The following is a 12,472-nucleotide window of genomic DNA, read 5'->3' as shown; positions in this document are numbered from 1 at the left end:
TTGAAACATATCGGGGGATCGGCAGGATGGGCATTCCCATGGTTGCAACGGGGCGGCGTTGGCTGACGGTCGGGCTTGGTGTGGCGATCCTGCTGCTGGCCCTTGCGGCAGGGGCTGGACGCGCGACCGCTGAGGTACCGGTCATCGCCGCCGCATCGGACCTGCAATTCGCGCTCGAGGAGATCGCCGCGAGGTTCAGAACCGATACCGGCCAGGACGTGAAGCTGTCCTTCGGCTCGTCCGGCAATTTCGCACGGCAGATCCGCCAGGGGGCCCCGTTCGAGATGTTCCTGTCGGCCGACGAGACCTATGTTCTAGAGCTCGCCCGCGACGGCTTCACCCGGGGCGACGGCGATCTCTACGCCATCGGGCGCATCGTGCTGATCGTGCCGCACGGCTCGCCGCTGCAGGCGGACGGCTTGCTCGATGATCTTGCAGCCGCCCTCGAGGACGGCCGCTTGACCCGCTTCGCCATCGCCAATCCCGAGCACGCGCCCTACGGCAAGCGCGCCGAGGAGGCGTTGCGACACAAGGGCATCTGGGAGGCCATCGAGAGCAGGCTGGTGCTGGGCGAGAATGTCAGCCAGGCCGCCCAGTTCGCCACCTCGGCCAATGCTCAGGGCGGCCTGATCGCCTACTCGCTGGCGCTGTCGCCGAAGGTTTCCGCGCTCGGCACCTATGCACTCGTTCCGGAGGAGTGGCATTCGCCGCTCCTGCAGCGGATGGTGCTGCTGAAGGGCGCCGGGCCGGTCGCCGAACGCTTCTACGCCTATGTGCAGCAGCCAGCGGCGCGCACGGTGTTCCGCCGCTACGGCTTCGTGCTGCCGGGGGAGGAGCCGATCAACTGAGGATCCGGGCGGGACAGGCCCGGGCCGGCGCGGCGATCGAACGATGGACTGGACCGCCCTCTGGCTGTCGCTCAGGCTGGCGGCGCTGACGGTCTGCATCCTGTTGCCGCTCGGTATCGTCCTCGGCCGCTGGCTCGCCTATCGCGACTTCACCGGCAAGGGCGTTGCAGAGGCGGTGATCGCATTGCCGCTGGTGCTTCCGCCGACGGTCTTCGGTTACTACCTGCTGGTCGCCTTCGGGGCCGCCTCGCCGATCGGACAGGTCTGGCAGGCCGTCTTCGGTCATCAGCTCGTCTTCACCTTCGAGGGGCTGCTGGTCGCCTCGGTGATCTTCAACTTGCCGTTTGCCATCCAGCCCATGCAGCGCGGCTTCGAGGCGATTCCGCGCGAGGTCCGCGAGGCGGCCGCCTGCTGCGGCATGCCGCCCTGGCGCGCCATCCTGCGGGTCGAACTGCCGCTCGCCTGGCCCGGCATCGTGACCGCGATGATCCTGTCCTTCGCCCACACGCTCGGCGAATTCGGCATCGTGCTGATGGTCGGCGGCTCCATACCCGGCGAGACCAAGACCATTGCCATCTCGATCTACGATCGCGTGCAGGCATTCGACGATGCCGCGGCGGCGCAGATGTCGGCGCTGCTGCTGGCGCTGTCGCTGACTGCGATCGCTCTCACCTTCGCCGTCTCGCGGCGCATCGGCAGGCGGTTCGGATGACGGCGGCTGGCGGGCTTCACGTCGAGCTCGCGCAGGACGCGCCGATCCCCCTCGATGCGCGGTTTGCCGTCGCGCCCGGCGAGGTGCTGGCATTGGTCGGGCCGTCAGGAAGCGGCAAGTCGACGATCCTGCGCTCGATCGCCGGGCTGTATCATCCCGCGCGCGGCCGCATCGCGGTGGACGGCGAAACCTGGTTCGATCCGGCGCGGCGCATCCGCATCGCGCCGCATCGCCGCCGCGTCGGGCTGGTCTTCCAGTCCTACGCGCTGTTCCCGCACATGAGCGCGCTCGACAATGTCGCCGCGGCGCTTGGGCCGGGCATTGCCGATCCGGCGGGGCGGGCGCGCCAGCTGCTCGCAACGGTCCACCTCGACGGGCTTGAGTCGCGCCGCCCGGCGGAATTGTCCGGCGGCCAGCAGCAGCGCGTCGCCGTGGCCCGGGCGCTCGCCCGCGACCCGAAGGTTCTGCTCCTCGACGAACCGTTCTCCGCCGTCGACCGGGTGACCCGCAAGCGCCTGTATCGCGAGATCGCCGAACTGAGACACCTGCTGGCGATGCCGACGGTGCTGGTCACGCACGATCTCGACGAGGCGGTGAGACTGGCGGATCGGATTGCCGTTCTCGATCGCGGCCGCATCTTGCAGACCGGCTCCGTCGCGGAGATTACGACCCGACCGGCCAGCCCGGCGATTGCCGGGCTCGTAGACCTGCGCAACCTGTTCGAGGCGACGGTCCTCGAGCACCGGCCCGCGGAGGGCCGCACGTTCGTCGACTGGTCGGGTATCAGGCTGGCGACGCCGCTGCGCAGCGATCTTGCAGTCGGGGACCGTGCGAGCTGGGTCATTCCCGAAGGCTTCGTCGTGCTGGTCGGAGACGACGGCCATGCCCGCCGTGCCGACGGAACCCTTGTGCGCGGGACGGCCGCCGAGGTGCTGCAGGTCGGACAGGCGATCCAGGTGGTGCTCAGGGTGGCCGGCACCGGCCACCGGCTGCATGTCCTTGCGCCGCTTCACGTGGCGCGGCGCGAGCGGCTCGAGCCAGGCGTCGAGGTCTCTGTGTTGCTGCTCGCGGAAGGCATCCACCTGATGGTGCCGGCCGGCCCCGACCGACCCGGCCGCATCAGGCCGCCTTTGCGGTGAGGAACTCGCCCATCCGCTCGAGCGCCCGGCGGATGTTCTCGGTCGAGTTGGCGTAGGACAGGCGGATGTAGCCCTCGCCGTGGACTCCGAAATCCGGCCCGCCGATGACGGCCACGCCGGCCTCCTCCAGCAGGGCCGAGGCGAGCGCCTTCGCCTTCCATCCCGTCCGGCTGACATTCGGGAAGGCATAGAAGGCGCCCTTCGGCGTAGCGCAGGAGATGCCCGGCAGGGCGTTCAGGCCCTCCACCACCACGGCGCGGCGCCGGTCGAACTCGGCCACCATGTCGCGGACCGCATCCTGAGGCCCCTCCAGCGCGGCGATGCCGGCATACTGGGCGGCGGCATTGACGCAGGAGTAGGAGTTCACCGCCAGCTTGCGGGCGAGATCATGGAGCCGCTTCGGCCAGATCGAATAGCCCAGCCGCCAGCCGGTCATCGCGTAGGTCTTCGACCAACCATCGAGCAGGATCAGCCGGTCTCGGATCTCCGGATAGGCGAGCAGGGTCTGGTGGGCGAGCCCGTCGAAGGTCATCTGCCCGTAGATCTCGTCGGACAGGATGGCGACATCGGGATGGGCGGCAAGGCCGGCCACCAGCGCGTCGATTTCCGGTTTGGGTGTGACGCCACCGGTCGGGTTGGCCGGGCTGTTGAGGATCAGCAGCCTTGTCCGCGGCGTGATCAGCGACAGCGTCTCGGCGGCCGAGAAGGCAAAGCCGTTCTCCTCGCGGATCGGCACCGGCACCGGCGTGGCGCCGGTGAACTCGATCATCGACCGGTAGATGGGGAAGCCGGGATCCGGATAGAGGATCTCTGCGCCGGGCTCACCGAACATCAGGATCGCCATGAACATGGTGACCTTGCCGCCCGGCACGATCATCACGAGGCCAGGATCGACCGTGACGCGGAAGCGGCGGTCGAGGTCCGCCGCGACCGCCTCGCGCAGCGCCAGGATGCCGGTCGCCGGCGTGTAGCCGTGATGGCCGTCGCGCAGCGCCTTGACCGCCGCCTCGACGATATGGTCGGGCGTGCGGAAGTCGGGCTGACCGATCCCCAGATTGATGATGTCGCGGCCGCGCGCCGCCAGCTCGGTTGCCCGTGCCAGCACGGCAAACGCATTCTCCTCGCCGATCCGCTCGAACGCGGCGACTGACTTCAGCACGATTGTTCCTCCCGCCTCGGCAATGTGCGGCAGACCCTAGCGCCATCCTCCCGGCGCAGGCAAACCGCAAATCGGACGGGCGGGGAAAACGTGCTCAGGCCGCCGATTCGTCGGCCTCGTCGAACGCGACGCTGATGACGGTATCCGCGTCGGTCTCGGCCCCTTCGCCGAGCGACTCCTCGATCGCCATCAGGAGCTTGGTCAGTCGGCGCCGATCCTTCTCCGGAATGAGGCGTACCGTCATGTCCTCGAGCCGCTTCCAACGAGTCTTCAGCTCGGTGCCGCGGGCGCGGCCCTCGTCGGTGAGGAAGACATTGGCGCTGCGCGCGTCGGTCTGCGAGGCGATGCGACGCACCAGTCCCTGCGCGGCCATCCGCGCAACCATCTTGGTGACGGTCGGTGGCTTGACCTTCAATGCTGCGGCGAGCTTGGTCATGGCCTGACCGTCGTCCTCGAGCAGGACGAGCAGGACATTCTCCTGTCCGGGGTGGACACCGATCTCCCCGAGCATGGAATGGGCTCGCGCCCTATGGAGCCGGGCCGCCCGTGTCAGGTGCAGACCGACCGAATCCTCGTACCACTTCTTCATCGAGAGAGTCCCCCAAAAACTCCCTTGGATGACCGATGATGACCCAGATCAGACCCCGCCACAAACCATATTGCAAGAGTCAAGTATTTCAAAGCCGCCGTAATGTCTGTTCGACGCGCGCCAGATAGGCCGTTCTGCTCTGTGGCGTCGAGGAATCCATCCGGTAATGGGCCAGATAGGTGGTACGGCAGCGCGGATGGCAGAGAAGCCGCAATCCACGCAGGATGGTGCGCCGGCCGGGCTCGCCGACAAGCTTCGACATGAGCCACGAGGCGCCGCAGGTGGTGATCACGACGATCCGCCGGATGTTGGTCAGCACCGGCCCCATCGACGTGGTCTCGGTCGGCATCGAGAAGGTCGCATGGGGCACGAACACCCGGTCGAGCCAGCCCTTGAGCATGGCGGGCAACCCGAACCACCAGGTCGGATAGACGAACACCAGCACCTCGGCCCAGCGCAGCAGGGCGATATGGTGCGCGACCGGCACCTCGTTGTCGCCGGGCGTGTGGTAGCCGCGCCGCTCCTCGCCCGACATCACCGGATCGAAGCCCTCGGCATAGAGGTCGACGAGTTCGATCTCATGGTCTCGTTCCGCCAGCGTCGCCAGGGCGCGGTCGCGGATCGCCCGGTTGAAGCTCTCTTCGCACGGGTGGCAATAGACGAGCAGAACCCTCACCGGATCGTCTCCATCAACATTCTTGTCCTCTCCAGAAAGGCCGAGCGCCTCGCCTGGTCGGCCCGGCTCATGTCGTAGAGTGCATGATGGCGGATCCGCGCGCGCGGTGCGGTGGCGCGCAGCACCCGCATGACGATCCGCCGCGGCGGATCGCCCGCCAGGATCGCCCGCAGGCGCGAGCCGCCGTAGGTGGTGACGGCGACGATCCGCTTCAGGTGGAAAAGGTTCGGCACAACCTTGCCGTCCCGCATGACGAAGGAGACGCCGGGCAGGAACACCCGGTCGAACCAGCCCTTGAGGATCGCCGGGAAGCCGAAGTTCCAGACCGGAAACACCAGCACCAGCGCCTCGGCCGCGATGAGCCGCTCGACATGGGCGGCAACGGCCGCGCGGTTGCCCGGCACGTCGTGATAGCCGATCCGTTCGGCGCGCGACAGCACCGGGTCGAACCCCTCGGCGTAGAGATCGCAATCATCGACCGCGTTGCCGCCGTCGGCCAGTGTCGAGACCACGCAGCGGTGCAGGGCGGCGCAGAAGCTGGTCTCGACCGGATGCGCGTAGACCACGAGAACCCGCATGGCGGGGATCAGCTGGCCGGCTGCAGGCCGGGGAACAGGTAGTTGCGGCGTGAGCCGAAATCGAAGTCGGGCTTCTCCCAGCCGATCATCTTGCCGGGGTTGAGCAGCCCCTTCGGATCGGCCTCGCGCTTGAAGGCGAGCTGCACCTCGTCGGTCTGCTTCATCCCGCCTTCCTCGAGCGTGTAGCGGTGCGGATTGAAGATGACGCACCCCATGTCCTCGTGGATGCGCATGATCTCGTCGAGCCGCTCCTCGGTGGTGAAGCGCACGATCGGCAGCCCGAAGCAGGTGATGTTGCCGTCGAAGCGGACGAATTCCAGATGCGCCAGCACCTCGTCGCCGAAATGGGCATGCACGCGCGAGACCAGATCGAGATGGTTCGGATAGGGGTAGAGCACCTGCAGGTAGGTGATGCCCGGATCGACCCTGAGTCCCCTGAGCGTGGTGTGGTTCCACGACAGTTCGTAGGCCGGCGGCAGGCCCTTGGTGTCCTCCGCCGTATCCGAGCGGAACAGCACCTCGCCGCCGAGCCGCCGCGTCACCGCCAGCAGCGGGCCGAGCGCATGGGCCGCGACCATCACCAGGCAGATGTGCCGGCCGTCTGGGATGAATCGGCGGTGGCGCAGGAAATAGTCCTGCGGGATCGGTGCGGCGATCGGCGAGACGAGCTTCAGCAAGAGGCCGTCGCGGTTGCCGATATCGTCGCCATAGGCAGCCGCCCGCTCGAACGAGTCGAACCCGACGATCACGTCGATCCAGTCATAGGCTGCCGTCAGCGGGATCTCGACCTCGGTGATGACGCCGTTGGTTCCGTAGGCATGACAGACCTTCTGCAGGTCCCAGCCGTCGAGTTCGAGGAGGCGCGGGCGCTCCTCCATGGTGGCAACCTTGAGGCGCAGCACGTTGCCGATGTCGCGCAGACCGCCCCACCGGATCGAGCCGACGCCGCCCGATCCGCCGCCGATGAATCCGCCGATCGAGGCGGTCTTCAGCGTCGAGGGATGCATCCGCATTTCCTGGCCGCTGCTGGCACGGGCCGCGACGTCGATGTCATGGAGAATTGCGCCGGGCTCCGCCACCAGCCGGCCGGGCGAGATCTTCAGCACCCGGTTCATCTCGGCCAGATTCATCACCACACCTCCGGCGAGCGGCATCGCCTGACCGTAATTGCCGGTGCCGGTGCCGCGCACCGTGACGGGGACGTCGTGCCGGTAGCAGGTCTCGAGCACCCGCAGAATCTCCGCCTCGCTGCGCGGGGAGACGACCAGATCGGCGGTGACGTGATCCAGTTCGCGCTTCAGCACCGGGCTGTACCAGAAGAAGTCGCGGCTCTTCTGCTTCACCAGCGCCGGATTGTCCTCGATCTTCAGGCCTTCGAGCGCCGTCTTCAGTGCGGCGATATCCCTCATGCTCAATCCTCGTGCAGGGCGGCAAACAGGTCGTCGAGTTCGCGGTAATCCGGTGGCGTCGTGTCGATCGGCTGTCCACCGCGGATGACTGTCCGGTCCGTCTGCGGGCGCGACAGCAGTTCCGACCAGTCGCGCGCGGAGAACAGAACGAGATCAGCGGGGCCGCCTGTCCGCAGCATGCCCCTGTCCGGCCGCCGCAGGATCTGTCCGGGAGTCGCCGCCACGGTTGCCGGCCATGGTCCGACCGGGTGGTCGAAATGCGCTGTCCTGACCGCTTCGCGGAACACCTCCGCCATGTCGAGATCGCCATAGGCGTAGAAGGGATCGCGGGTGTTGTCGCTGGCGACCGCCACCGCGACGCCGGCGCGCGCCAGTTCATGCAGCATCGTCACCCCGCGCGAACGCGGCGTGCGGCCGGCATGGCGGTCCTGCAGGTACATGTTGCACATCGGCAGCGAGACGATGGCAATGCCCGCCTCGGCGACGCGGCCGATGGTGCGGCTTGCCTCGTCCTCGTCCTGGCGGGCGAGGGAGCAGCAATGGCCGCAGGTGATCCGCCCGGTGAACCGGTTGCGCAGCGCCGCTTCCGCCACATGCGCCAGCGACCGCTCGTCCGGATCCTGCGATTCGTCGGTATGGAAGTCGAGGTCGAGCCCGCGGTCCATCGCGGTGCGGAACACCGTGTCGAGCAGGTCGTCGAGACCGGGATACATGAAGGTGACGGCACCGAGCACGCCGCCATGCAGTTTCACCCGGTCGGCAAGCGCCTCGTACGCGGCGCGGTCCTGAACGAAGTCGATCGGCACGAGCGATACCGCCTGCAGGTCGATCCGTCCCGCCCAGCGCTCGCGCATCTGCGAGAAAACCGGCCAGGAGATTGCATCCTGCGGCGGCAGCGAGTCCAGATGGGTCCGCAGCAGCACCGTGCCGTGCGCATAGGCGCAGCGCAGCGAGAAATCCATGCGGCGCGCCACGTCGGCCGCCGTCCAATTGGCCTCCCGATCCGCCTGGACGGCCATCAGCGCGCCCATGAAGGTTCCGTCCGGATTGGCCCGGCGCGGCCAGATGTGGCCCTTGTCGATATGGGTGTGCATGTCGACGAAGCCCGGCCAGACCATGCCCGAGCGGATGTCGAACACCTCGGCTGCCGGCGCCCCCGTGCCCGGCGCATGGATCGACGTGATCGTCGCGCCGTCGATGTCGATGTCGGCCCGCACCAGCCCGTCGCCGGCGGCGGGAAGTCGCGCCGACGTCTCGACCAGCGCGCTCGGCACGACCGCGCCCGCGATCCGGTAGCGCCGGCCGGCCGGCACCGTGGCGAAGCCCGTGGCCATGCGTTCAGTTCTCCCGCTTCAGCGCGCTCTCGTGCCACTTTCTGAGCAGCATGTGCGAGATGAAGGTGGTCGCGAAGAAGATCAGCACGCCCGTCAGCGACAGCAGGATCAGCGCCGCGAACAGGCGCGGGATGTTCAGCCGGAACTGCGATTCGAGCAACCGGAAGGCAAGCCCGGAACCGGCGCCGGCCGACCCGGCGGCGAACTCGGCGACGACGGCGGCGATCAGCGCCAGCCCACCCCCGATCCGCAGCCCCGTCAGGAAATAGGGCAGGGCGGCCGGCAGCCGCAGCAGGTACAGCATCTGCCAGCGGCTCGCCCCATACAGCTCGAACAGGTTGAGGAGGTTGTGGTCGACGCTCTTGAGCCCCTGCGCGGTGTTCGACAGGATCGGAAAGAACGCGACGATCCAGGCGCAGATCAGCAGCGCCACCTGGGTGGAAGGTGCATAGATCAGGATCAGCGGGGCAATCGCGACGATCGGCGTCACCTGCAGGATCACCGCATAGGGGTAGAGCGCCAGCTCGATCCAGCGCGACTGGACCAGAAGCACCGCGAGCGCCACGCCGCCGATCAGCGCCAGCGCCAGCGCGGTGAAGGTGATCTTCAGCGTCACCAGCAGCGCCGTGAACAGCAGTGCCCGGTCCTCGATCATCGCCTGCGCGACCCGCTTCGGGCTCGGCAGGATGTAGTGCGGGACGTTGTAGGCCGTGACGTACCAGGCCCAGATGAGCACCAGGAGCCCGAGCATCGCGACGGGCACGAGAATGCGCAGCAGCCGCTCGCCGAGCATCCGGCGATCGGCTTCGGGCCGTCCGGCCGCCGTGTCGAGACCGGAGTGAGCAGGCTTCGAGTCGACCGCGCTCATGCCACCACCCTCGCCTCCATTGCCCGGTGCAGGGCATGCGACACGGTTCGGCAATGATCGTTGTAGAGGGTCGAGGTACGGAAATCGTCGTCGCGCGGATAGGGGGCGTCGATGGCCAGATCCTCGACGACGCGGCCGGGACGCGCCGCCATCACCACGATCCGACTCGACAGGTAGACCGATTCGAATACCGAGTGGGTGACGAACACCACCGTCCAGCCGAATGTCTCCCACAGGTGCAGCAGATCGTTGTTGAGCTTGAACCGGGTGATCTCGTCGAGGGCGGCGAACGGCTCGTCCATCAGCAGGAGCTTCGGCCGGGTGACCAGCGCGCGGGCGATCGAGACACGCATCTTCATGCCGCCCGACAGCTCGCGCGGATAGGCCTGCGCGAATCCGTCGAGGCCGACCATCTCGAGTGCCTGCATCACCTGCCCCCGCGCCGCCGCCTTCGACACGCCCTTGAGCCTGAGCGGCAGCCAGACATTGCTGAACACGGTCGCCCACGGCATCAGTGTCGGCTCCTGGAACACGAAGCCGATCTCGTGATCGTCCGGTGCCGGCCAGACGATCCGGCCCGACGATGGCTCGCCGAGCCCTGCGATCAGCCGCAGCACCGTCGACTTGCCGCAGCCCGAAGGCCCGAGCAGGCTGAGGAATTCGCCCATCCGGATGTCCAACGTCATGTCCTTCAACGCGACGGTGCCGTTGGAGAAGACCTTGTTGACGCCCTGAAGCGACACGATCGGCGGAGCGGCGTTGGAGGAAGTCATCAGGTGTTCGGTTCCATTCACGTCATGTCGTCCGCGGCGGACTGGGGGAGGCCGTGCATCGGAAGGGTTCCGCGCAGGCCGCCCCATTCCCGGCAGGCAGGCGGCGCCCAAGGACTTCAGCGGCGCCGGTGCCGCCGCGGATTCGCGTCCCGACCCTTCCGGTCATCCCGGACGGTCTTCAGGCCGATCCGGGGTCCGGGCGCCCGGACCATCGGAGACTCCCGACCCCGGGTCTTCGGTTCGCTCGGCCGGGATGACGAGCGGGCATCGCCTGCTTCGGCAGCCAGCCCGACCCGCGCGCTCCCGATCGCAGCGCCGCCGATGCCGCTCCTACTTCTTCAGCTCCAGCCCGAGGCCCTTGCAGACGAATTCGGTGGTGTAGGTCTTGGTGTAGTCGATTCCTGCCTTGATCACGCCCGCCGCGACCATCTTGTCATAGAAGCTCTTCTGCCGCTCGTCGCTCATGCAGCCGATGCCGAGCGTCTCGGTATCGCCGGAATCGACGATCCCGTACTCCTTCATCGTCTTGATCGAGAACGCGATCTGCTCGTCGGTCATCTCCGGATTGTCCTTCTTGATGAGCTCGTTGGCGGCGGCATTGTCGCCATAGAGGTAGTTGTACCAGCCGATGATCGAGGCCTCGACGAAGCGCTTCACGATGTCCGGATTGGCTTCCAGGTAGGCCGGCGTCGTCTCGATCAGCGTCGAATAGGTGTCGAAACCGTAGTCGGCGAGCAGGAATATCTTCGGCATCCAGCCGGCTTCCTTCTGGATCGCGAAGGGTTCGGAGGTGATGTAGCCCTGCTGCGCGGACTGCTTGTCGGCGATGAACGGTGCCGGATTGAAGGTGTAGGGCTTGTACTGTTCGTCGCGGAAGCCCGGGAAGGCCGTCTTCATCCACTGGAAATAGGAGGAGTAGCCGTCCTTGGACAGGAACAGCGTCGGCAGCTTGGCCAGATCCGCCAGCGTTTCCAGACCCTGGTCAGGATGCGCCAGCAGCACCTGCGGCTCCTTCTGGAAGATCGCCGCCACCTCGACAACCGGGATGTCCTGCTCGGCCGCATGGAGGGGCGAGAGCATGTTGCCCTGCATGTAGAACTGGATCTGGCCGGCGATCAGCAGCGCCTGGTTGCCCGCCTGCGGGCCACCCTGACGGATGGTGACCTTGAGCCCATATTTCTCGTAAGTGCCATCGGCGACCGCCTGGTAGAAGCCGCCATGCTCGGCCTGGGCGAGCCAGTTGGTGCCGAAGGTGACCTCGTCGAGCGACCACGCCGGCTGGGCCAGTCCCAGACCGGCCAGAACGGCGGCGGCTGCCGCCTGCAATGCAAACTTGGCCATGTTGCCAGTCCTCCCGTTGATCGGCGGACGGCTTCCCCTCGAAACCGTCCGGGTCCTCACGATGCGTCGGGCCCGCTGACCGCCGCTGGCCCGCCCGCGAAATTGCCGACGCAGCAAGCGACATGCCAGCGTCGGCATTTCCGATGTCGCACCGTTGCACGTCGATAGCATGTCGGCGACGGCTGCCCAAGAATCGGGCAGCGGATTTGCGTCTGCACAGCCCGGCGTCAGCATCGGCTCAGCGCCGCTTGAGCCGCGCCAGCGGGAAGGCGGACACCTCGCGCAGCAGCGTCGCATAGCCGGCGACCACATGCTCGAAGATCGCCGCTCCGATCGCCGCCGTTGCCGCGCGGGCATTGCCGGCGACGCCGGCGGGATGGATGTCCTGCGCCTGCCAGCCGATGCCGACACCGCCCACATAGGTCAGCCGTTCGGTCTCGTCGGCGATGTCGGCCATCACCGGCGTGAAGTCATCGGCCCGGTCCATCCGCACGAGGTCTGGGGCGAGGTGCAGCATCAGCGAGGTCTCCACCGTGCCGCCATGGATGCCGTGCCGCCGCTCGGTCTCCGGGATCAGCCCGTCGGGCAGGCCCATGTGCCACCAGCTCGAGGTGACGCACAGCATCTCCTCGCCAATGCGCAAGTCGCGTCCGACGATCTCCATGACCTGCGGCTGGCCGCCGTGGGAGTTGATGAAGAGAAGCTTCCTCAGGCCGGAGCGCGCCACGCTGCGGCCGATCTCGCGCCACAGCCCGATCAACGTCTCGACCGGAAGCGTCAGCGTGCCGGGAAAGTCGATGTGCTCGTTCGACTTGCCGACCGGCATGGTCGGCATCAGCAGCACCGGCAGACCATCGGCCCGCTCCACCGCGGCTGCGGCGATCCGTTCGGCGATCAGCACGTCGGTGGCCAGCGGCAGGTGCGGTCCGTGCTGCTCGATCGCGCCCACCGGCAGCACGGCGACGGTACGTTCGGGATCGAGCGTCTCGAAATCCACGGTGGTCAGGTCTTGCCAGCGGCGGGGGCCGGTCATTAGCGTCTCCGGA

At 67.4% G+C, this 12,472-nt stretch carries 13 protein-coding genes; 3 read left to right on the top strand and 10 right to left on the bottom strand.

Annotated features, from left to right (window positions below):
• The first annotated feature begins 26 nt into the window (after positions 1–26).
• From modA to EDC22_RS12210, 3 genes are read left to right on the top strand one after another with little or no spacing between them, the layout of a single operon-like run.
• Positions 27–848, top strand: a complete 822-nt coding sequence (gene modA, locus EDC22_RS12220; protein WP_245499742.1) for a molybdate ABC transporter substrate-binding protein — start codon at positions 27–29, stop codon at positions 846–848.
• Between the two features lie 43 nt (positions 849–891).
• A complete protein-coding gene (gene modB / locus EDC22_RS12215) occupies positions 892–1,560 on the top strand; it encodes a molybdate ABC transporter permease subunit (RefSeq protein ID WP_132806951.1) in 669 nt (222 codons plus the stop codon).
• Positions 1,557–2,699 carry an ABC transporter ATP-binding protein gene (locus EDC22_RS12210; RefSeq protein ID WP_132806950.1) on the top strand — a complete coding sequence of 381 codons (1,143 nt, stop codon included), beginning with the start codon at positions 1,557–1,559 and terminating at the stop codon, positions 2,697–2,699. The genes modB and EDC22_RS12210 overlap by 4 nt, the downstream gene beginning before the upstream one ends.
• On the opposite strand, the gene EDC22_RS12205 is transcribed toward EDC22_RS12210, so the two are convergent.
• The 10 genes from EDC22_RS12205 to EDC22_RS12160 form a co-directional block, all read right to left on the bottom strand.
• Positions 2,680–3,858: a pyridoxal phosphate-dependent aminotransferase gene (locus tag EDC22_RS12205; RefSeq protein WP_132806949.1), complete on the bottom strand. Its 1,179-nt coding sequence runs from the start codon at positions 3,856–3,858 to the stop codon at positions 2,680–2,682. The genes EDC22_RS12210 and EDC22_RS12205 overlap by 20 nt on opposite strands.
• A gap of 94 nt (positions 3,859–3,952) precedes the next feature.
• The gene (locus EDC22_RS12200; protein WP_132806948.1) at positions 3,953–4,447 is read right to left on the bottom strand and encodes a MarR family winged helix-turn-helix transcriptional regulator; all 495 of its coding nucleotides are present in this window, start codon (positions 4,445–4,447) and stop codon (positions 3,953–3,955) included.
• An 88-nt stretch (positions 4,448–4,535) separates the two neighbouring features.
• A complete protein-coding gene (locus EDC22_RS12195; RefSeq protein WP_132806947.1) occupies positions 4,536–5,123 on the bottom strand; it encodes an NAD(P)H-dependent oxidoreductase in 588 nt (195 codons plus the stop codon).
• Positions 5,120–5,701, bottom strand: a complete 582-nt coding sequence (locus EDC22_RS12190; protein WP_132806946.1) for an NAD(P)H-dependent oxidoreductase — start codon at positions 5,699–5,701, stop codon at positions 5,120–5,122. The genes EDC22_RS12195 and EDC22_RS12190 overlap by 4 nt, the downstream gene beginning before the upstream one ends.
• Before the next feature lie 8 nt (positions 5,702–5,709).
• Positions 5,710–7,110, bottom strand: a complete 1,401-nt coding sequence (locus EDC22_RS12185) for an FAD-binding oxidoreductase (protein WP_132806945.1) — start codon at positions 7,108–7,110, stop codon at positions 5,710–5,712.
• 2 nt (positions 7,111–7,112) lie between these two features.
• The gene (locus EDC22_RS12180; RefSeq protein WP_132806944.1) at positions 7,113–8,444 is read right to left on the bottom strand and encodes a cytosine deaminase; all 1,332 of its coding nucleotides are present in this window, start codon (positions 8,442–8,444) and stop codon (positions 7,113–7,115) included.
• A 4-nt stretch (positions 8,445–8,448) separates the two neighbouring features.
• Positions 8,449–9,312 (bottom strand): ABC transporter permease, encoded by an 864-nt coding sequence (locus tag EDC22_RS12175; RefSeq protein ID WP_132806943.1) that lies wholly within the window; start codon positions 9,310–9,312, stop codon positions 8,449–8,451.
• Positions 9,309–10,085: an ABC transporter ATP-binding protein gene (locus EDC22_RS12170; RefSeq protein ID WP_132806942.1), complete on the bottom strand. Its 777-nt coding sequence runs from the start codon at positions 10,083–10,085 to the stop codon at positions 9,309–9,311. Before EDC22_RS12170 ends, EDC22_RS12175 begins: the two co-directional genes overlap by 4 nt.
• Positions 10,086–10,415: 330 nt before the next feature.
• A complete protein-coding gene (locus EDC22_RS12165; RefSeq protein ID WP_132806941.1) occupies positions 10,416–11,426 on the bottom strand; it encodes an ABC transporter substrate-binding protein in 1,011 nt (336 codons plus the stop codon).
• Between the two features lie 238 nt (positions 11,427–11,664).
• Entirely contained in the window at positions 11,665–12,459 is a 795-nt protein-coding gene (locus tag EDC22_RS12160) for a creatininase family protein (protein WP_132806940.1), read from the bottom strand.
• Positions 12,460–12,472: the final 13 nt, after the last annotated feature.

This window comes from Tepidamorphus gemmatus (genome assembly GCF_004346195.1).
Classification (GTDB): domain Bacteria; phylum Pseudomonadota; class Alphaproteobacteria; order Rhizobiales; family Tepidamorphaceae; genus Tepidamorphus; species Tepidamorphus gemmatus.
The sequence above is the reverse complement of the archived record's forward strand: the minus strand, read 5'-3'. Positions and strand labels throughout refer to the sequence as shown.